Genomic DNA, 18,696 nt, shown 5'->3' with positions numbered 1-18,696 from the left:
GTCCCGACGCGCTTTGGACGTTGGAGGAGAACATGGCCGGTTTGCCGACCACGGCACGCGTGGTGATCATCGGAGGCGGTGTCGTTGGCGCCTCCTCACTTTACCACCTTTGCAAGGCGGGCTGGACCGACTGCGTGCTCTTGGAAAAGAACGAGCTGACCTCCGGCTCGACTTGGCACGCGGCCGGCAACGTGCCGACCTTCTCGTCGTCCTGGTCGCTGATGAACATGCAGCGCTATTCTACCGAGCTCTACCGGGGCCTCGCCGACGCGGTCGACTATCCGATGAACTACCATGTCACCGGCTCGTTGCGGCTCGCCCACACCAAGGAGCGCATGCAGGAGTTCCAGCGCGCCAAAGGCATGGGCCGCTATCAAGGCATGGACATCGACGTCGTCGGCCTCGACGAGATCAAGCGCCGTTACCCCTTCATCGAGACGCATGAGCTGAAAGGCGCGGTCTACGACCCGAGCGACGGCGACATCGATCCCGCGCAATTGACGCAGGCGCTTGCCAAGGGTGCGCGCGACATGGGCGCGAAAATCATCCGCTTCTGCCCGGTCACCGGCGTTCGCCGCGAAAACGGCGAATGGGTGGTGGCGACGCCGCAGGGCGAGATCCGCTGCGAGATCGTGATCAATGCCGCCGGCTATCGCGCCGCCGAAGTTGGAAAAATGTTCGGCCGCGAAGTGCCGATGATGGTGATGAGCCATCAATATATCCTGTTCGAGGAAATCCCCGAGCTGGCCGCATGGACCAAGGAACAGGGCAAGAAACTGCCGTTGCTGCGCGACGTCGACACCTCCTACTACCTGCGCCAGGAAAAGACCGGCATGAATCTCGGTCCCTATGAGCGCAATTGCCGCGCGCATTGGGTCGGCCACAACGATCCGATGCCGGAGGATTTTTCCTTCCAGCTTTTCCCGGACGATCTCGACCGTCTCGAGCATTACCTTGCCGACGCCGTTGCCCGTGTGCCGATCATCGGTACCGCAGGCCTTTCCAAGGTGATCAACGGGCCGATACCTTACGCGCCGGATGGCAATCCGCTGATCGGTCCGATGCCCGGCGTGCCGAACGCTTTCGAGGCCTGCGTCTTCACCTTCGGCATTGCGCAAGGTGGCGGCGCCGGCAAGGTGCTGGCCGAATGGGTGACCGAGGGCCAGACCGAATGGGACATGTGGTCCTGTGATCCGCGCCGCTTCACCGCCTTTGCTTCGGCACCCGACTATTGCGTTGCCAAGGGCATGGAGATCTACGGCAACGAATACGCCATCCAGTTCCCGCGCCACGCCTGGCCGGCCGGCCGCGACCGCAAGCACTCGCCGCTGCATGAGCGCGTCAAAGCGCGGGGTGGCCAGTTCGACGCTTATAATGGCTGGGAGCGCGCCACCTGGTACGCGCAACCGGGCGACGACATTTCGGAAGAATCAACGCTGACTTTCCGCCGCGATGGGCCATGGCAGCAGCGCGTTCGCGAGGAATGCCTGGCTGTGCGCGACGCAGCCGGCATCCTCGACCTGCCCGGCTTCTCGCGTTTCAACCTCGAAGGTCCGGGCGCCGCCGAATGGCTGGCCCTGCAGGTCACCGGCCTCGTGCCCAAGCCCGGCCGCATCGGCCTGGTTTATTTCGCGGACGATAAGGGCCGCATCGTTACCGAAATGTCGGTCGTGCGTCATGGCGAGGACCAGATGACGCTAATCACCGCGGCCGTCGCGCAGTGGCATGACTTCGAATGGTTGAACTCGCGCATGCCGGCCGATGCGGCCTTCAGGCTGACCGATCGCACGGAGGAATACTCAACCCAGATTCTCGCCGGCCCGAACTCGCGCGCTATCCTTGCTGACGTCTGCGACGCCGATCTCTCCCTGCCTTGGCTGACGCATCAGGAGACGACCATCGCCGGCCGCTGGGCGAAGCTGGTGCGCGTCTCCTTCGCCGGCGAGCTCGGTTGGGAGATCCACACCAAGGTCGCGGACACGGCTACCGTCTTCGACGCGGTCTGGGCCGCCGGCCAGAGGCATGGCCTAAAGCCCTTCGGCATGTACGCGCTGGATTCGCTTCGGCTGGAAAAAGGCTACCGCGCCTGGAAAGGCGACCTCTCGACCGACTATTCGATCCTGCAGGGCGGGCTCGAACGCTTCGTCAAATGGGACAAGCCCGACTTCCGCGGCAAGGCGGCGCTGCTCAACGAAAGGCAGCAGGGCGTGAAGAAGCGCTTCGTCACGCTGGTCGTAGAAAACCCCGGCGATTGCGACGCGCCCTATATGTCGACGCTCTGGCATGACGGCAAGATTGTCGGCGAGACGACGTCGGGCGGCTGGGGCCATCGCGTCGACAAGTCGATCGCGCTCGGCATGCTGCGTTCCGACCTGACCGAGCCCGGCACGGCGGTCGAGGTCGAAATCTTCGGCGACCGTTTCAAGGCGGTGGTGCAGAAGGACGAGCCGCTGTGGGATCCGAAGAACGAAAGGTTGAGAGCATGACATCCGTCATTCTTACCGATGGCGGCATGGGCCAGGAGTTGGTCCGTCGCAGTCAGTCCGAACCGACGCCTTTGTGGTCGGCCAGAGTGCTGATCGACGAACCGGAACTGGTGCGCGACCTGCATGCGGAATTCATCCGTGCCGGCGCTCGCGTCATCACCATCAACACCTATTCGGCCACGCCCGAGCGCCTGGCGCGTGAGGGCGCGGAAGAGCTGTTTAAGCCTCTGCAGAAGCGCGGCATCGAGCTCGCCCGGCAGGCGCGCGACGAAGCGGGTGAAGCCGCCATCGCCGGCTGCCTCTCGCCTCTCTTCGGCAGCTACGCGCCGGCGCTGACCATCTCCTTCGAGGAGACGCTCGGCATCTACCGCCGCATCGTCGCCGAGCAGGCAGAAGGCGTCGATCTATTCCTGTGCGAGACCATGGCTTCCGCCGAAGAGGCTCGCGCGGCGGCTACCGCGGCATGCGAGAGCGGCAAGCCGGTCTGGGTATCCTGGACTCTCGCCGACCACGGCACGCCCCGCCTGCGCAGCGGCGAGAGCATTGCCGCCGCGGCTAACGCCCTCGGCGATCTGCCGGTGGCGGCACGGCTGCTCAACTGCTGCCGGCCCGAAGCCATTGCCGCCGCATTGCCGGAACTGCTGGCCCTCGGCGGTCCGGTTGGCGCCTATGCCAATGGCTTCACCTCGGTCGAGGCGCTCAAGCATGGCGGCACGGTCGACGTGCTGCACGCGCGCCATGATCTCGATCCGAACGCCTATGCCGACCAGGCGATGGGCTGGGTCGAGACTGGCGCCAGCATTGTAGGCGGCTGTTGCGAGGTCGGGCCGGCGCACATCGCTGCGCTACGCGACCGGCTCATTCAGGCCGGCCATCACATCTCGGGAGCAGCCTGATGCCAAAACCATCAAAGCGCATTACCGGCATCGTGCCATCGGGCAAGGACGGCTGGGAAGTCCATTTCGCCGCCTGGACCCGCAGGGCAGCCGGCGAGGACATCATCGTGCTCTCGGTCGGCGACCATGATTTCGACACGCCGTCGCAAACGATCGAGGCCTGCGTCAACGCCGTCCGCGGCAGCAATCACCACTACACGCCCCTTCCCGGCCTGCCGCGCCTGCGCAAGGCGATGGCAGCGGCCTCCTCCGCCTGCACTGGGGTCCTGACGGAACCCGACGAGGTCATCGCCACGGCCGGCGGTCAGGGCGCGCTCTACGCCGCCGTGCAGGGCGTGCTCGACCCCGGCGATCACGCCATCGTCGTCGCGCCTTATTATGCCACCTACCCCAACACCTTCAGCGCCGCCGGCGCCGGCTTCACCATGGTCGAGACGCCGGCCGAGGACGGTTTTCAGCCGCGCGCCGACAGGATCCGCGCGGCGCTCAGGCCCAACACGCGCGCCATCCTGATCAACACCCCGAACAACCCGACAGGCGCAGTCTATTCGCGCGAACGGCTCGAGCAATTGGCCGAAATCTGCAAGGAGCACGATCTCTGGCTGCTGTCCGACGAGGTCTACTGGACGCTTGGCGGCGGCGAGCACATCTCGCCGCGCTCGCTGCCCGGCATGTCCGAGCGCACGCTGGTCATCAATTCCATGTCGAAAAGCCACGGCATGACCGGCTGGCGCATGGGCTGGCTCACCGGCCCGAAGGCGATGATCGCGCTGATGACCGATCTCAACCTGGTGACCACCTACGGCCTGCCGGCCTTCATCTCGATCGCTTGCGCCGAGGCGCTTGAAAACCACTACGGCGTGGACGAAATAGCCGAGCGTTACGCCGGGCGCCGCGCCGTGTTCCTCGACGCCATTCGCGGCGCAAATGAAGTCACCGTGCGCGGCTCCGAAGGCGGCATGTATGTCATGCTCGACATATCGGCCATCGAGCCCGACGACGAGAAATTCGCCTGGGCGCTGCTCGACAAGGAGAAGATCGGCGTGATGCCTGGCTCCAGCTTCGGCGAGGCCGCCGCCGGCCACATCCGCATCAGCCTCTGCCAGCCTGAACCTGTCCTTCAGGAAGCAGCGCTTCGCGTGCGCCGCTTCGCTTCCGACTACCGCCGCGAGGCCGCATGACCAAAACCATTCCAACCAAAGCTCGCGCGGTCATTATCGGCGGCGGCGTCTCCGGCTGCTCGGTCGCCTATCATCTGGCCAAGCTCGGCTGGACCGACATCGTGCTGCTTGAGCGCAAGCAGCTCACCTCGGGCACGACCTGGCACGCCGCCGGCCTGATCGGCCAGTTGCGCGCCTCGCAGAACATGACCCGGCTGGCGAAATACTCGGCCGACCTCTACGTCAAGCTCGAGGCGGAGACCGACGTCGGCACCGGCATGCGCCAGGTCGGCTCGATCACCGTGGCGCTGACCGACGAACGCAAGCATGAAATTTATAGGCAGGCTTCGCTGGCCCGCGCCTTCGATGTCGACGTGCGCGAGATTTCGCCAACCGAAGTCAAGGAGATGTACCCGCATCTCAACGTCTCCGATGTGGCCGGCGCGGTGCATTTGCCTCTCGACGGCCAGTGCGACCCCGCCAATATCGCCATGGCGCTGGCCAAGGGCGCGCGGCAACGCGGAGCGACGGTTATCGAGAACGTGAAGGTCACCAAGGTCCACACCAGGAATGGCCGCGTCTCCGGTGTCTCCTGGGCTCAGGGCGAGGACCAGGGCACGATCGAGACCGACATCGTCGTCAACTGCGCCGGTATGTGGGCGCGCGAGTTCGGCCGGCAGAACGGCGTCACCATCCCGCTGCACGCCTGCGAGCATTTCTACCTCGTCACCGAGCCCATCCCCGGCCTCACCCGCCTGCCGGTGCTGCGCGTGCCGGACGAGTGCGCCTACTACAAGGAGGACGCTGGCAAGATGATGCTCGGCGCCTTCGAGCCGGTGGCGAAACCCTGGGGCATGGACGGCATTCGCGAAGATTTCTGCTTCGACCAGCTGCCCGAGGACATGGACCATTTCGAGCCGATCCTCGAAATGGGCGTCAACCGTATGCCGATGCTGGGCACGGCCGGCATCCACACCTTCTTCAACGGCCCCGAGAGTTTTACTCCCGACGACCGCTACTATCTCGGCGAGGCGCCGGAACTCTCCGGCTACTGGATGGCGACCGGCTACAATTCGATCGGCATCGTTTCCTCCGGCGGGGCCGGCATGGCCCTGGCGCAGTGGATCAATGACGGCGAGGCGCCCTTCGATCTCTGGGAGGTCGACATCCGCCGCGCCCAGCCCTTCCAGAAGAACCGTCGCTACCTCAAGGAACGCGTCTCCGAAACGCTCGGCCTGCTCTACGCCGATCATTTCCCCTACCGCCAGATGGCGACATCGCGCGGCGTGCGCCGCTCGCCCTTGCATGAGCACTTGAAGGCGCGCGGCGCCGTCTTCGGCGAGGTGGCCGGCTGGGAGCGCGCCAACTGGTTTGCCCGCGAAGGACAGGAGCGCGAATACCGCTATTCCTGGAAGCGGCAGAACTGGTTCGACAACCAGCGCGAGGAACACCTCGCCGTGCGCAACGGCGTCGGCCTGTTCGACATGACCTCGTTCGGCAAGATCCGCGTCGAAGGCCGCGACGCCTGTGCCTTCCTGCAACGGCTCTGCGCCAATGACATGGACGTCCAACCGGGCAAGATCGTCTACACGCAGATGCTCAACGCCAAAGGCGGCATCGAGAGCGACCTCACCGTGACGCGGCTCTCGGAGACCGGCTATTTCCTCGTCGTGCCGGGCGCCACCTTGCAGCGCGACCTCGCCTGGCTGAGGCGGCACGTCGCCGACGAATTCGTCGTCATTACCGATGTAACCGCTGCCGAAGCCGTCATCTGCCTGATGGGCCCCGATTCGCGAAAGCTGATCCAGAAGGTGAGCCCCAACGATTTTTCCAACCAGGCCAATCCGTTCGGCACTTGCCAGGAGATCGAGATCGGCATGGGGTTGGCCCGTGCCCATCGCGTTACCTATGTCGGCGAGCTCGGCTGGGAACTCTATGTCTCGACCGATCAGGCCGCCCATGTCTTCGAGGCGATCATTGAAGCCGGCGCCGATGTCGGGCTGAAGCTCTGCGGCCTGCATACTCTGGATTCCTGCCGCATCGAAAAGGCCTTCCGCCATTTCGGCCACGACATCACCGACGAGGACCATGTGCTGGAGGCAGGCCTTGGCTTCGCGGTGAAGACGGCCAAGAGCGACTTCATCGGCCGTGACGCGGTGCTCAGGAAGAAGGAAGCAGGTCTCAACCGCAGGCTGGTGCAGTTCCGCCTCAAGGACCCGCAGCCGCTGTTATTCCACAACGAGGCGATCCTGCGCGACGGCAAAATCGTCGGGCCGATCACCTCGGGCAATTACGGCCATCATCTCGGCGGCGCGATCGGGCTCGGCTATGTGCCCTGCAAGAGCGAGAGCGAGGCGGATGTGCTGGGCTCATCCTACGAGGTCGAGATCGCCGGCGAACGCTTCGCCGCGGAAGCATCGTTGAGGCCGATGTACGACCCGAAGGCTGAACGGGTGCGGATGTAGCGCAGCGTTCCCTTCTCCCCGTTCAACGGGGAGAAGGTGCCCGAAGGACGGAATTCTGCAAAATAGATAAGCTCAGCTTATCTTTTCGGTCGCCATGGTCGCACTTCCCTCCCTGCGCGGACTTCAAGCCTTCGAGGCGGCGGCGCGCAGCGGCAGCTTTGCCGCAGCGGCGGAAGAGCTGTCGATTTCGGCGGCGGCGGTCAGCCAGCTCATCCGCACCGTGGAAGAACAGATGGGCCGCAGGTTGTTCCACCGCGTCAACCGGCGCGTCGTGCTCACCGAAGCCGGCGTCGAGATGTTGCCGAGGCTTACCATGGCCTTCCAGGAAATCGGCAGCGTCGCGCGGGATGTAAGCGGCGATGCGTTCCGGCCGAGGCTCGTCATCTCGGTGCCGCCTTCGATGGCGATGGGCTGGCTTTCCGAACGCCTCGCCGGCTTTGTCGCCAGCCACGGCGCCGCGGATATTTCGCTGAGAGGCGAGGACGACCCTGTGCCGTTCGACCATGAGATGGTCGACATCCGGCTATCCTACGGCCCGCACTATCGCGAGCACCCGACCGGGGCGATCGCCCGGGATGCGGTCTATCCGGTCTGCGCGCCCAGCCTTGCCGGCGCAGCCAAGCCGGAAACTCTCGCCGGCTTGCCGTTGATCCACACCGATTGGGGTCCGACCGGTGCCGCCTTTCCGTCCTGGCGCAACTGGCTCGAGGCGGCGGGCATCGCGCCGGGCCGGTCGGCCCAGCGCGGGCTTTCGGCCAACTCGTCGCGGGCCGCACTCGATCTCGCCATGTCGGGATTGGGCGTGGCGCTGGCGCAAGGCATCTACTGCGCTCGAGCGCTGGAAGATGGCAGGCTGGTCCGGCCGGTTGCCCGAGCGCTGGAATTGCGCCAGCCTTATTGCCTGACGATCCCCGAACGCAGCGCAAGGCGCGACGTCGTGGCGGCGTTCCGCGAGTGGCTGATCGCGGAATGCGTGCGCGCGGTCAGGTCGCCGGCGCTCGGTGCCTAGCAGTCAGAGATGTCCGGCCAGGGCCGCGACCATGTCCTTGCTGGTGGCTACCGGAACGATCTCGAACTCCACCAGATCGGCCCATTCGATGACCCAATGCTGCAGCAGCGTGACGTCATCGGCTTCGACCAGCAGGAAACAGCGGCTCATGTCGCCTGCGATCCAGCTATGGTGAACGACAAGCGCGTCCGGTTTCAGCCGGCCCCGATCGCGGAAACGCCGGTAGATTTCCTTGCGGTCGCAGCCGCGAAAATCCTCGATCACCAAAAACAGCATCTTGCCCCCATTCAGTTGATTGTCTTAGCCGTATTCAGCGACGCCAGGCGATCCCGTCCGGTTGCAAAATGCTTTAGCGGCCAGTGCGCTCCAGGCGTTCCAGGAACCATTGCGTAAGCCGCACCCAGAGTTCGTCCTTCTCGCCGGAATCCTCCCAGCCATGGTCGAGATTGGGGTTGTCGTTGACCTCGATGACGAAGACGCCGTCCTTGGTTTCCTTGAGGTCGACGCCGTAGAGCCCGTCGCCGATGCAGCGCGCCGCCTTGACCGCCGTCTCGACCACGTGCGGCGGCGTCTGCTTCAGCGTGAAGGTCTTGATGCCGCCCTGATCGGGCTTGCCGTTGGCCTTGTGGTTGACAATCTGCCAGTGTTTTTTGGCCATCAGGTAATGCACGGCAAACAGCGGTTGGCCGCCGAGCACACCGACGCGCCAATCATATTCTGTGGGGATGAATTTCTGCGCGATGAGGAGATCGGAATCCTCCAGCCACTCGGTCGCCAGCTTTGTCAGATCGGCAAGGTTCTCGCATTTCTTGACACCGCGCGAGAAGGATGAGTCCGGGATTTTCAGCACCAGCGGAAAGCCCAGCGTCTGGGCGGCGAGCTCCAGATCGGAGGTGCCGGCAATCATCACCGTCGGCGGCACCGGCACCTTGTTGTAGGTCATCAGCTCGTTGAGATAGACCTTGTTGGTGCAGCGGATCATGGACAGCGGGTCGTCGATCACCGGCATGCCCTCCTGCTGGGCGCGGCGCGCGAAACGGTAGGTGTGGTTGGAGATGGATGTCGTCTCGCGGATGAACAGCGCGTCGTAATTGGCAAGCTTGGCCAAATCCTTCCTGGTGATCGGCTCGACCTCGACGCCCATCTTCTCCGCGATCCTCGCCCAGTAGCGCAGGGACGAAATCTCCGAAGGCGGCAATTCCTCATGCGGATCGACGAGCGTCGCGAACGTGTAGCGCGCCGGCGTGCGCCCCTTGGTGTCGCGCCACTCGCGGTTGGTGTAGGTCTCCAGGCATTGCAGGAAGACTTCTTCCTGCTCCTCGCTCATGCGCGCGAGCGGCAGGAAGCCGATCTTGCGGATCGAAGCCCATTCGGCGCTGTCCTTGATGTGGACCTCGAGCGCCGGCGCGCGAAACCAGTCGAACAAGAGCTTGGTGAACCGGTCCCAAACTTTCGAGGGCCCGATGCCGAAAAAGACGGCGACCTTCGTCGGAAAGGTTCCGTCGAGATCCTTGCGGCATTTATTGAGCGCGAGCTCGAGTTCCGGCAATGCATGCTCATAGAGCTTGCGCTCCGACAGATCGATCATGGTCTCGACGGTCGGGATCACTTTGTGACCGCGCGATCCGGCGAGCAGCGAGGCATAGTAGCCGCGACTCTGATAGCCGTAGTTGTTCGACAGGTTGATCACCTTCGGCCGCTGGCCGCGAAACAGCGCCGGATGCGCGAGATAGTCGCGGTTGGTGATGATCTTGTGCGGCGTCGCCACCTGGTCGAGATCGTTCTGCCTGCCTGTTAGGATGACCCAGGTCATTGTGTCAGCGTTTTCCCAGGTTGATGGCGGCGCGCAACCCGTCGCGGCCGAACTGAGCCATGTTCATGAAGATGCCATAGGGCACGGGAATGTTGGCGGCGTCGAGGATGGTTTCCTGCCTTTCGTCTTCGACCCAAGGATCGTGGATGAGGATATGGTCGCCGTCGTCGCCGATGGCCAGCACCCAATGCGGCACCTTCTTGCCGAACATCAGGAAGCCGCTGATCAACACCAGCACCAGCTTGCCCTCGGCAAGGGCAGCGCGGATGTCTTCGATGCCGAACGGACGGTAATTCACCGGGATGCCGTAAAGTTCCGCGCGCTGGCGGAAGTCGACCTGGGCGAGCTCCATCACCCGGCGTTTGTCCTCGCTGCGCACCGACTGCAGGAACAGCGCGCCGTGAAAGGATACGAAGATCTCGGCGGCAAGCCCACTTTCATAGCCGGCAACCGCCAGGCCGAAAGGCTCGCAGCCGCCCGGCCCCGACATCATGAATACCGTGGTCGCCTCGCGCCACAGGCGTATTTCCATGACCGGATCGGGCACGAAGCCGGAATTGAAATTGGCCATTGCCATCATCAGGCAGCACGGACCGCAGGTGAACTCGCAGGTCTGCTGGTAAAACGGCACCCCGGTACTGGTCGGGACATCGCCGCGCAGCGTCTTTTCGTAACGCAGGGCGGTGGCGCCGTCCTCGTAATAGTCGGGCTCGCGGCCGATCTTTCGGTAGCCTGCCTGCTCGTAGATGCCGATGGCGCGCTGATTGTCCTCGCGAACCTCGAGCCGCAGCATCATGCGATCGTGTTCATAAGCCGCCTCTTCGGCCGCGGCCAGCAATTGGCGGCCGATGCCGAGATTGCCGAAGAAGGGACCGACGGCGATGGAATAGAGCCGGGCCACGCCGCTGCCCTTGCGAAACAAGACCACCGCGTAGCCGGCGACATGGCCGTCATTCTCAGCCACCAGCATCTCGGCGGTCTCACGCTCGATCAATTGGCGAAAGGAGCGGCGCGACAGGCGATCGCTTGAGAAGACAGCCTTCTCGATGGCGGCGAGGTCATCGACGTCCGACGCGCGGGCCTTGCGGATCTCGGCAGGCATGCGGGGTTTGGGAGAACCTCGATTGGATTAAAGGAAACGGCCCCGGTCAAAAGCAGCACCCCGGCCGAAGCGCCGGTCTTCATCAAGCGCTATCGCTCCTTGATTAGGGCCGAATTGTGACAGGTTCCGCGGCGGCAGAAAAGCACCACGGCTTTGAACTGAACCACTAATTCGAAACAGCGTAGGCCGTTGAAAACAGCCGCCTCCTCAGCTCGAAATACCGGCCAGAAGCTGGCCATAGGCGCTCTTGGCGACCTCCGACAGACGCTCCGGCGGCAATGTGCCGACGACGGCGCAGCCATAGCCCTTGTCCAGCCAATACACCGCTTCCGGACCGTCAGCCTCGGCCGTATAGGTTCCCTTGGTGGTCTGCGATGATTCGGCGGTGACGAAGAGCGAGATGCGCTCGCCCTTGGCGTCCTCGTAAAGCAACATCGCGGCCTTGCCACGCTCGCCCGCCGGCAAGAGCCGGCCGCCGACGAGTGCGAAGCCCTCGGTCGCGAGATCGGGCGCCACCAGCTTAAGCCCTACCCGGTTGGACAGCCAGGTCTGCAGATGGTCCTTGTCGCTTGCCGGCACCTCGACCGCGTGACGCTTCTCGGCGGCGTAGACGAGATGGGCGGCGATCGCCTGCTCCGCGAGTTGGTCGTCGCTCTCACCGTTGCGGCCAATGCCGTCGATGCCGGCGAGATAGCCACCGAACCCGCCGACCATCAGCACGGCTGCCGCCGCCGCCGAAAGCCACCAGCGCGAGCGCCAGGCAGGCGTCCGCGCCGGCGCTTCGCCAAGCACCGCGTGCCGTAGCCTTGCCGGCACCGGTTCGTCCATCACGTCGGCCAGGGCGGCGCGGAGCGTCGCACGGTCGGCTATGTAACGGGCGCTCTTCGCCTTCATTTCGGGATTGGCTTCGAGCCAGGCGTCATAGGCCATGCGCTCCTCGCCCGGCAGTTCGCCATCGAGGGCCATGTGGATATCGCGTTCGGTGAAATCGCGCCGGGTCATCGCTCGACGATCCTTATCGAGCGGCGGCGCGAGGAGTCGTCCAGCAGGCCGCGCAGTTCCTCGCGGCCACGCGCGATGCGCGACATCAGCGTGCCGGCCGGCACGCCCAGGATGTTGGCGGCCTCGGCATAAGAAAAGCCTTCGATAGCGACCATGACCAATGCCGCGCGGCGATCGGGGCCGATCGCCTGCAGGGCATCCATGATCTCGCGCGAGGCTATGCTTTCGACCTGATCGGCGGGCGCGGCCTGGGCCTCGCCGGCTTCCAGAGGCAACATTGCCGCCTCGCCTCGCCGGTTAACCTTGCGCATCTGGTCGATGAACAGATGATGCATGATCGTAAACAGCCACCTCCTCGGGCTTTCTCCAGTTTGCCAGTTGTCGAGCCGCACAAGCGCCCGCTCGAGGCAGTCCTGGACGAGATCGTCAGCGGAATCGCGGTCGCGCAGCAACGAGCGCGCGTAGCGGCGCAGACGCGGTATCTCGCTCAGGATCGCTGCCTTCTTGTCGTCCATGACCGCTTGTTTCGTGGTCGTCTTCCATTCGATTGAACGCGCCTTCCCGGCGCGGCGCAAGCAGCCAGCACGAAGCGGACCACCCGCTCCGGTACCCAAGCACCTGGATAACGCCGGCGGATGCCGGTTTATTCCCGGCGCGAGCGGAAGCGGAACCAAGGTTGAATACCGGTTCTGGCCATCGTATATTCGTCATTGAATATCTTGCATATTCATCTTAGAATATGCGCCGGAGGAATTCGACAATGTCTTTGTATATCCGCGATGACGAGGTTGACGCGCTGGCTCGTCAGCTGCAGTCCGCGATCAAGGCGCCCACGAAGACTGAAGCCGTGCGGATCGCGCTCAAGCGTGAGCTCGAACGGGCACATGCCGTCCTCCCGCTAAGCGAGCGCATTAGAAAGTATCAGGACGCAGCGAGGGCGCTCGGTCCGGACGATCCAGACTTCGACATGAAGAAATTCATGGACGAAGGATGGGATGACCTCTGATGTTCCTCGATGCTTCCGCTATCATCGCTATCATATCGGAAGAGCCGGATGCGAACCGCCTTCTTAGGAAAATGGAAGCCGCCGAGAAGCTTTATTTCTCGCCGAGTTCCGCATTCGAGGCGATTGTTGGGATAGCTCGCAGGAAGTCCGTAGCGGAAAACGGCGACCAGCTTCCGACACCACCCGCCCTGATCGAACGATGTAAAATGATCGTCTTGGGTTTCCTGGCCGAACTCAAGGCCGTTGAGGTCCCGCTGGACACGCGGATCCGAGAACTCGCTGTAAGGGCCGCGCAAGATTATGGTCGATATGTGGGCCACCCAGCCAAACTGAATTTCGGCGACTGCTTCAGCTACGCATGCGCCAAAGCCTATCGCGTGCCTCTGCTCTACAAAGGCAACGACTTCTCGCAGACCGATCTGGCCTGACCTTTATTCGGCTCCTAACCTCGCCGCCCTTGTCAGCAGACGCTGATAGAAAAGTCCGATGCCGATCAGCACGGCGCCCAGACCGATGAAGGAGAGTGCGCGCAGCACGCCTTCCAGCTCCGACATGTCGAAGAGGAAGACCTTCAGCACGGCGACCGCTATGAGCACGGCCGAGGCAATGCGCAGCACCTGCGACCTCAGCCAGACGCCGGCGGTCAGCAGCGCCACGCCGATGACCAGCCAGAGCGCCGAATAGGTATAGGTCTCGAGCTGGCCGAGGCCGCTCCACAGGCCGATGAACTCGCCCTTGAACAGGCGCCGGACCGACAGCGTGGCGTAGGCGAAGGCGAGCAGCGAAGCGACCAGCGCCAGCATCGCGGCATACCATCTCGGGCGCCTCTCGCGAACATAAAGCGCCAATGCTCCTGCTGCGACCGCCGGCAGCAGATAGGCGAGCAACAACAGGTTGAAGAACGGGACGGCGCCGGTCGATTCATCCGTCAGCAGCGGGTTCAGCACCACGAAATGCCGGATGGCGATGAAGGCGACCGAGAGCACGCCGGCGGCCATCGAGCCATAGCGCAGCACCGGGCTCGGCGAGCGCAGGTCGATGGCGACCAGTATGGCGCCGGCGCCGAGCGCGATCAGCGTGTAGATCGCCTGCTCGGCAAGGGTGACGGGGCCGGTGTCGATGACGCCGCCATGCATGGCATGGCGCACCAGCATCGCAATCGTGAGCAGGCCGAACAGCGCCGAGGCCGCTTCCATGGCAAGACGCGGCCGTCCGTTGGTGGTGCGCGCGAGTTGCCAGGCGGCGAAGCCGAAGGCGAGCGCCGGAACGCCATAGCCCGGCAAGAGCCAATTGAAGACCGGCGTCGTCGACAGTGCCGCCGCGCCGACGATGATCGGATCGAAGGCGACGCGACCAAGCACGGCGACAGCCGCGCCGACCGCGATCCAGCCCAGCACCGGGAAGCTGCGCCAGCGCGTCGCGAGCGCCGGCACGACGGCGGCGGCGCCGAGCAGCACCGTCGTCCAGCCGGAGCCGAAGGCCATGTGCAGCATCAACAAGCCTGCGACGCCGCCGCCGCCGAGCGCGAAGGAGACGGCGGGGCCGCCGCGGAGCGGCGGTTCCTCGGCGCGCGCGATCCACTCGCCGCCGGCGGCAAAGACGAGCACCAGAAGCAGGGCCGGCAGCGCGTAGCCAAAATCGCGGTCGATGTCGCCGAAGGTGAGCCAGAGCGCGGTGAGCACGACCAGCGGCACAATGACACCCCATGCCGCCCATGACGCGGCGCGGATGGGCGCAGCAGCCGCAAAGCGGCGCGCGGCCCAGAACCCGGCTGCGATGAAGACCAGGGCAAGCGCGATGCCGAGGCGGAAGGTCAGCGTGTCGGATGCCGCCAGCGGCTCGGCGCCCAGGCCGACATCCAGCGCATCGGCGCCGATGGTGGCGGGCGGGATGATGCCGAGATAGATCAGCGCGGTCGCCAGGCCGGCGGCGAAGAGGAGCGGCAAGGCGCGCGGCCGGTAGAGCGCCACTGCCAGCAGCGCGGCGAGCAGCACCGCGCCGTGCGAGGCATAACCCGCCTTGGCAAACACCGGATCGACCGACAGCCCGAGCGCGGTCAGCGCAACGAAGAAGCCGGGCGCGATCGATGGCCAGTCGAAGCCGGGCTCCGCGTCGTCGCGGCCAGCAGTCAAGAAATCGGCTAGCCAGACGAAGGCGAGCACGGCAAGCGAGGCCAGGCTGATGAACAGCACCGTCGAGAGATTCACCTCCGGTGCATTGGTCATGTAGACGATGGTCCAGATGCCGGTGCCGGCGAAGGCTGCCGCGACAAGCGCCTTCCAATCGCGGATGCGGGCGATAGCCGCCGTGGCGGCAAGCACGATCGCCAGGTAGACGAACAGCGCCCACGGGTTCGGCGCCTCCGAGGCGACGAGGGCCGGCGTCACCATGGCACCGACGAGGCCGATGCCGGCCAGCGCCAGGCCGTGGACCAGCGAGACGGCAATGGTGGCGACGCCGATCGCGCCGAGCAGCGTGAAGGCGAGCGCGGGGCCGATAAAGCCGTAAATGCCATAGGCTGCATAGACGGTGCCGAACAGGATGAAGGCGCCGGCGCCCGTCAGAATCGCCGGGATGTAGGCGCCGGCAGCTCCCTGCACCGGCACCCGGAAGCCGGTGCGGCGGATGAACTCGGCGCCGGCAAGCAGCACAAGACCGAGAACGCCGGCCATGGTCAGTCGCACGCCGGGGCCGAAAATGCCGGCCTCGATCGTGTAGCGGATCAGGAACAGGCCACCCAGCGCCAGCGCGATGCCGCCGACCCAGACCGCCCAACGCGTGCCGAGGGCCGTCTCGACATCGCGGGCGGCCCTTGTAGGTACTGCCGCTTCGGCCGGCGCGGCAGGTTGCGTCAATTGTCCCTCTCCGGCGGGTTCGGACGGAGTCCCCTCGCCCGCTTGGGCTGGCGCTTCGGCTTTTGGCTCGTCGGGCGTCGCGGCAGCTGTGGCCTGCGGGGCTGCTTCACCTGCCGGCGGCGTGGCGGCTGCGGGAGCTTCACTTCCAGCAGCTCCGCCCGCGGCCTCGCCAGTTCGGGGCGCGGGCTGCGGGACACCCGAAAGCACCAGGCTGCGCAGCGCGCCAAGCTCGCGCTCGATCAGGCCGATGCGCGTCTGCTGGCGTGAAATGATAACGAATAGAGCGATGACGGCGGCAATGGCGATCAGGCCGAAAAACATGGCGGTTTCCCCTCAAAACCGTGCCAGTCTTGGCCGACAAATGCGGCGATGAGACGGCTACCCAATCAGCGCCCTGCCGGCCTGCAAGATCGAGCATGTTTCGGCGCCGATTGCCAGCGACCGCAGGCTTTATCCAACGGCGATACGTCGAAGCGGCTGAGGCTCGGGCCGCAAATTGCCGGCCGCTCGCCGCGGACCACTCGTGCTATCCTCGAACGCTAGCGGGAATTAACAAGAGGATGACCGATGCCGCAACGAAGCGCGGGCCTGCTGATCTTCAAGCAAACCGCCGGTGTGTTCGAGTTCCTGCTGATCCATCCCGGCGGACCATTCTGGGCAAGGAAAGATGAAGGGGCCTGGTCGATCCCGAAGGGGCTGATCGACGATGGCGAGGACGATCTCGTGGCCGCTCGGCGTGAGGCCGAGGAGGAGCTAGGCGTCGCGATCGACGGCGATTTCCAGCCAGTCGGCAGCTACAAGCAGCCGGGCGGTAAAATCGTGATCGCCTGGAGCGTCGAAGCGGACATCGATGTGAATGCCGTCAGGAGCAACATGTTCACCATGGAATGGCCGCCAAGGTCGGGCGCCATGAAGGAATTTCCCGAAGTGGACAAAGCCGGCTGGTTCTCGCTCCCAGAGGCAGGTCTCAAGATCCTGAAAGGCCAGCGTCCCATCCTCGACGATTTTCTGGAGCGACGGCGAGCCGACTAGATCCTCGCCTTATTCGCCGGCAATCACCTTCACCGCCGCCTGATGCCGGCGCAGAGCCGCGAGAAAGCCGGCGCGGGCGTCGGGCGGCTCGAGGCCGCGCGGCTCATAGACGTGGCGAGTGAAGAAGAAGCCGGTCAGCCGGAAGGCGTCCTCCAGCGCCGCGGCATCGGCGCGCACGCCGGTGCCGCGCTGCAGGAAGGCGGGCAGCGCCAGCATCTTGTCGTGCCAAGCCGCGCCCGCAGCGCGCGAGACGGCGCGTCCGGATTTCGGCGAGACATAGGCGAGATCCTGCCGTGATCCGGTCGCCGCGCACTGGCTGAGGTCGAGGCCGAAGCCGAGCTCATCCAGGATCAGCAATTCGAAGCGCGCCACCAGCTCGCCCGCGGCATCGGCATCTCCCAGATGGGAGATCATCACCGCAAGAGCCTCGTAGAGGCCGCCATGGGCATCGCGTTCGGGCAGAAGCCTGAGATGCGCGGCCATGGTCTGCAGGCCGTAGACGGCGACTGCGCTGTCCATCAGCCGGGCGGCGTTCATCTCGATCGCCTCGGCCTGGAAGATGCCGAGATGCTCGTCGAGACGCGCCCGCCACAAAAGATCGACCCGATTGCCGGGCTGCAGCACCGGCTGTTGCTTGCGCGAGCGGCCGCCCCGCACCAGACCGAGATGCCGCCCATGGGCGCGCGTCATTACCTCGAGTATGGCGCTGGTTTCGCCATGCTTGCGGGTGCCGAGAATGATTCCCTCGTCGCGCCATTCCATACGTCGAGCTTTTCACCTGTTGGGCGGCGAAATCAAGATTGCCGCCCGTGACCCATAATCTGTCCTGACAGTAATGGCAGGCAACATCTGCCGCTGCCGCCGCGGCGGCAATATCGGAAAATTCTCAGAAACCGTTCGGGATTTTTCGGCCGCGCCGGCGCCAAATACCGGCGCGTTGACCGGGTGAACCGGCGCAGACCGCCGAGCGGCTCGGCTGGCCTTTTCCCGAAGCGTCGACCTCTCTCGGGCAGGCGACCACTCCTAACAATGGCCCGATGAGAGGATCGATATGAGCTCCTTCCTGGGCGTGGTGCGCGGGCACCAGTTGACCATCTTCTTTTCGCTGGCGCTCGGCCTGACATGGCTGGCGTTCATTCCCTTCTATCTGTCGCATGGCGAGAGCATTCCCTGGTTCACCTTCGGACCGGCAATCTCATGCTTCACCGTCGCAGGACTCGCCGGCGGCTGGGGCGCGGTAAAGACCATCTTCGCCTCGATGGTGAAATGGCGCGTTCGCCCGATCTGGTATCTGGTGGCGGTCGGCCTGCCGTTCGGGACGCAACTCGCCTCGATCGTGATCAATCCGTTCCTCGGTTCGGCGGAGCCGTCGTGGGGGAACATTCCTGCCTTCTCCGAGGTGGCGCCCATGATCGCGCTCTATGCCGTATTCAGCGGTCCGCTGGGCGAGGAGCCCGGCTGGCGCGGCTTTGCGACCCCGCATCTTCTTGGCCGTCGCCCCGCGCTCGCCGGCAGCCTGATCCTCGGCGTGATATGGGCAATCTGGCACTTGCCGCTCGGCCTGCTCGGCGATCTCAGCCTCTACAGCACGATCAACGTCGTGCTGGCCGGGATCGTCTTCACCTGGCTTTACCAGCACACGGGCAGCGTATTGCTGGCCATCCTGATGCATGTCTCACACCAGAACAGCGTACGCTTCCTCGCCAAGGCGTTCGTCGACGGCGACTATATCCAGCAGCAATGGATCGGCGTGGCGATCTGGGCGGTCATCGCGGTCGCGATCGTTGCCTATTACGGCACGGAAAGCTTTATGCGACGGCCGGCGAAGCGACTTGCCACTGCATGAATACTCGACCGGTGACGGCGCCTG

The 18,696-nt window shown here is 64.7% G+C and carries 16 protein-coding genes; 9 read left to right on the top strand and 7 right to left on the bottom strand.

Going from position 1 to position 18,696, the window contains the following annotated elements:
* Positions 1 to 32: 32 nt before the first annotated feature.
* The 5 genes from CK218_RS21630 to CK218_RS21610 all read left to right on the top strand — a co-directional run bounded on the left by CK218_RS21630 (position 33) and on the right by CK218_RS21610 (position 8,016).
* A complete protein-coding gene (locus CK218_RS21630; protein ID WP_095828835.1) occupies positions 33 to 2,486 on the top strand; it encodes an FAD-dependent oxidoreductase in 2,454 nt (817 codons plus the stop codon).
* Positions 2,483 to 3,382, top strand: coding sequence for a homocysteine S-methyltransferase family protein (locus tag CK218_RS21625; protein ID WP_095828834.1), 900 nt, complete (start codon positions 2,483 to 2,485; stop codon positions 3,380 to 3,382). The genes CK218_RS21630 and CK218_RS21625 overlap by 4 nt, the downstream gene beginning before the upstream one ends.
* Positions 3,382 to 4,563, top strand: coding sequence for a pyridoxal phosphate-dependent aminotransferase (locus tag CK218_RS21620; RefSeq protein ID WP_095828833.1), 1,182 nt, complete (start codon positions 3,382 to 3,384; stop codon positions 4,561 to 4,563). Before CK218_RS21625 ends, CK218_RS21620 begins: the two co-directional genes overlap by 1 nt.
* Positions 4,560 to 7,007, top strand: coding sequence for an FAD-dependent oxidoreductase (locus CK218_RS21615; protein ID WP_095828832.1), 2,448 nt, complete (start codon positions 4,560 to 4,562; stop codon positions 7,005 to 7,007). Before CK218_RS21620 ends, CK218_RS21615 begins: the two co-directional genes overlap by 4 nt.
* Positions 7,008 to 7,101: 94 nt before the next feature.
* A complete protein-coding gene (locus CK218_RS21610; protein WP_095828831.1) occupies positions 7,102 to 8,016 on the top strand; it encodes a LysR substrate-binding domain-containing protein in 915 nt (304 codons plus the stop codon).
* A gap of 3 nt (positions 8,017 to 8,019) precedes the next feature.
* Here the strand turns inward: CK218_RS21610 and CK218_RS21605 are convergent, their stop codons facing one another.
* The 5 genes from CK218_RS21605 to CK218_RS21585 form a co-directional block, all read right to left on the bottom strand.
* On the bottom strand, positions 8,020 to 8,292 hold the full coding sequence (locus CK218_RS21605; RefSeq protein WP_095828830.1) for a DUF3303 family protein: 273 nt from the start codon (positions 8,290 to 8,292) through the stop codon (positions 8,020 to 8,022).
* Between the two features lie 73 nt (positions 8,293 to 8,365).
* Entirely contained in the window at positions 8,366 to 9,829 is a 1,464-nt protein-coding gene (locus CK218_RS21600) for a RimK family protein (RefSeq protein ID WP_067321133.1), read from the bottom strand.
* Between the two features lie 4 nt (positions 9,830 to 9,833).
* Positions 9,834 to 10,931: a GNAT family N-acetyltransferase/peptidase C39 family protein gene (locus CK218_RS21595; RefSeq protein ID WP_095828829.1), complete on the bottom strand. Its 1,098-nt coding sequence runs from the start codon at positions 10,929 to 10,931 to the stop codon at positions 9,834 to 9,836.
* A gap of 207 nt (positions 10,932 to 11,138) precedes the next feature.
* Entirely contained in the window at positions 11,139 to 11,933 is a 795-nt protein-coding gene (locus CK218_RS21590; protein ID WP_095828828.1) for an anti-sigma factor, read from the bottom strand.
* Positions 11,930 to 12,448 (bottom strand): RNA polymerase sigma factor, encoded by a 519-nt coding sequence (locus CK218_RS21585; protein ID WP_066998131.1) that lies wholly within the window; start codon positions 12,446 to 12,448, stop codon positions 11,930 to 11,932. The genes CK218_RS21590 and CK218_RS21585 overlap by 4 nt, the downstream gene beginning before the upstream one ends.
* Positions 12,449 to 12,693: 245 nt before the next feature.
* Between CK218_RS21585 and CK218_RS21580 the strand changes: the two genes are divergently transcribed.
* Positions 12,694 to 12,939 (top strand): type II toxin-antitoxin system VapB family antitoxin, encoded by a 246-nt coding sequence (locus tag CK218_RS21580; protein WP_095777849.1) that lies wholly within the window; start codon positions 12,694 to 12,696, stop codon positions 12,937 to 12,939.
* Positions 12,939 to 13,367 (top strand): type II toxin-antitoxin system VapC family toxin, encoded by a 429-nt coding sequence (locus CK218_RS21575; protein WP_095800114.1) that lies wholly within the window; start codon positions 12,939 to 12,941, stop codon positions 13,365 to 13,367. Before CK218_RS21580 ends, CK218_RS21575 begins: the two co-directional genes overlap by 1 nt.
* A gap of 3 nt (positions 13,368 to 13,370) precedes the next feature.
* Here CK218_RS21575 and CK218_RS21570 read toward each other — a convergent pair whose 3' ends face one another.
* The gene (locus CK218_RS21570; RefSeq protein WP_095828827.1) at positions 13,371 to 16,115 is read right to left on the bottom strand and encodes a DUF2339 domain-containing protein; all 2,745 of its coding nucleotides are present in this window, start codon (positions 16,113 to 16,115) and stop codon (positions 13,371 to 13,373) included.
* Positions 16,116 to 16,361: 246 nt separating this feature from the next.
* Here CK218_RS21570 and CK218_RS21565 point away from each other — a divergent pair, with 246 nt between their 5' ends.
* Entirely contained in the window at positions 16,362 to 16,826 is a 465-nt protein-coding gene (locus CK218_RS21565; RefSeq protein ID WP_066997443.1) for an NUDIX domain-containing protein, read from the top strand.
* A 9-nt stretch (positions 16,827 to 16,835) separates the two neighbouring features.
* Here the strand turns inward: CK218_RS21565 and recO are convergent, their stop codons facing one another.
* A complete protein-coding gene (recO, locus tag CK218_RS21560) occupies positions 16,836 to 17,588 on the bottom strand; it encodes a DNA repair protein RecO (protein ID WP_066997446.1) in 753 nt (250 codons plus the stop codon).
* 289 nt (positions 17,589 to 17,877) lie between these two features.
* Here recO and CK218_RS21555 point away from each other — a divergent pair, with 289 nt between their 5' ends.
* A complete protein-coding gene (locus tag CK218_RS21555; protein WP_095828826.1) occupies positions 17,878 to 18,672 on the top strand; it encodes a type II CAAX endopeptidase family protein in 795 nt (264 codons plus the stop codon).
* Positions 18,673 to 18,696: the final 24 nt, after the last annotated feature.

Source organism: Mesorhizobium sp. WSM3879, assembly GCF_002294915.1.
GTDB lineage: Bacteria > Pseudomonadota > Alphaproteobacteria > Rhizobiales > Rhizobiaceae > Mesorhizobium.
The sequence above is the reverse complement of the archived record's forward strand: the minus strand, read 5'-3'. Positions and strand labels throughout refer to the sequence as shown.

What these genes read in the sequence shown, in the direction of transcription:
- CK218_RS21630 (WP_095828835.1), top strand. Translation starts at nt 33, where the DNA reads ATGGCCGGTTTGCCGACCACGGCACGCGTGGTGATCATCGGAGGCGGT.
- CK218_RS21625 (WP_095828834.1), top strand. Translation starts at nt 2,483, where the DNA reads ATGACATCCGTCATTCTTACCGATGGCGGCATGGGCCAGGAGTTGGTC.
- CK218_RS21620 (WP_095828833.1), top strand. Translation starts at nt 3,382, where the DNA reads ATGCCAAAACCATCAAAGCGCATTACCGGCATCGTGCCATCGGGCAAG.
- CK218_RS21615 (WP_095828832.1), top strand. Translation starts at nt 4,560, where the DNA reads ATGACCAAAACCATTCCAACCAAAGCTCGCGCGGTCATTATCGGCGGC.
- CK218_RS21610 (WP_095828831.1), top strand. Translation starts at nt 7,102, where the DNA reads ATGGTCGCACTTCCCTCCCTGCGCGGACTTCAAGCCTTCGAGGCGGCG.
- CK218_RS21605 (WP_095828830.1), bottom strand. Translation starts at nt 8,292, where the DNA reads ATGCTGTTTTTGGTGATCGAGGATTTTCGCGGCTGCGACCGCAAGGAA.
- CK218_RS21600 (WP_067321133.1), bottom strand. Translation starts at nt 9,829, where the DNA reads ATGACCTGGGTCATCCTAACAGGCAGGCAGAACGATCTCGACCAGGTG.
- CK218_RS21595 (WP_095828829.1), bottom strand. Translation starts at nt 10,931, where the DNA reads ATGCCTGCCGAGATCCGCAAGGCCCGCGCGTCGGACGTCGATGACCTC.
- CK218_RS21590 (WP_095828828.1), bottom strand. Translation starts at nt 11,933, where the DNA reads ATGACCCGGCGCGATTTCACCGAACGCGATATCCACATGGCCCTCGAT.
- CK218_RS21585 (WP_066998131.1), bottom strand. Translation starts at nt 12,448, where the DNA reads ATGGACGACAAGAAGGCAGCGATCCTGAGCGAGATACCGCGTCTGCGC.
- CK218_RS21580 (WP_095777849.1), top strand. Translation starts at nt 12,694, where the DNA reads ATGTCTTTGTATATCCGCGATGACGAGGTTGACGCGCTGGCTCGTCAG.
- CK218_RS21575 (WP_095800114.1), top strand. Translation starts at nt 12,939, where the DNA reads ATGTTCCTCGATGCTTCCGCTATCATCGCTATCATATCGGAAGAGCCG.
- CK218_RS21570 (WP_095828827.1), bottom strand. Translation starts at nt 16,115, where the DNA reads ATGTTTTTCGGCCTGATCGCCATTGCCGCCGTCATCGCTCTATTCGTT.
- CK218_RS21565 (WP_066997443.1), top strand. Translation starts at nt 16,362, where the DNA reads ATGCCGCAACGAAGCGCGGGCCTGCTGATCTTCAAGCAAACCGCCGGT.
- recO (WP_066997446.1), bottom strand. Translation starts at nt 17,588, where the DNA reads ATGGAATGGCGCGACGAGGGAATCATTCTCGGCACCCGCAAGCATGGC.
- CK218_RS21555 (WP_095828826.1), top strand. Translation starts at nt 17,878, where the DNA reads ATGAGCTCCTTCCTGGGCGTGGTGCGCGGGCACCAGTTGACCATCTTC.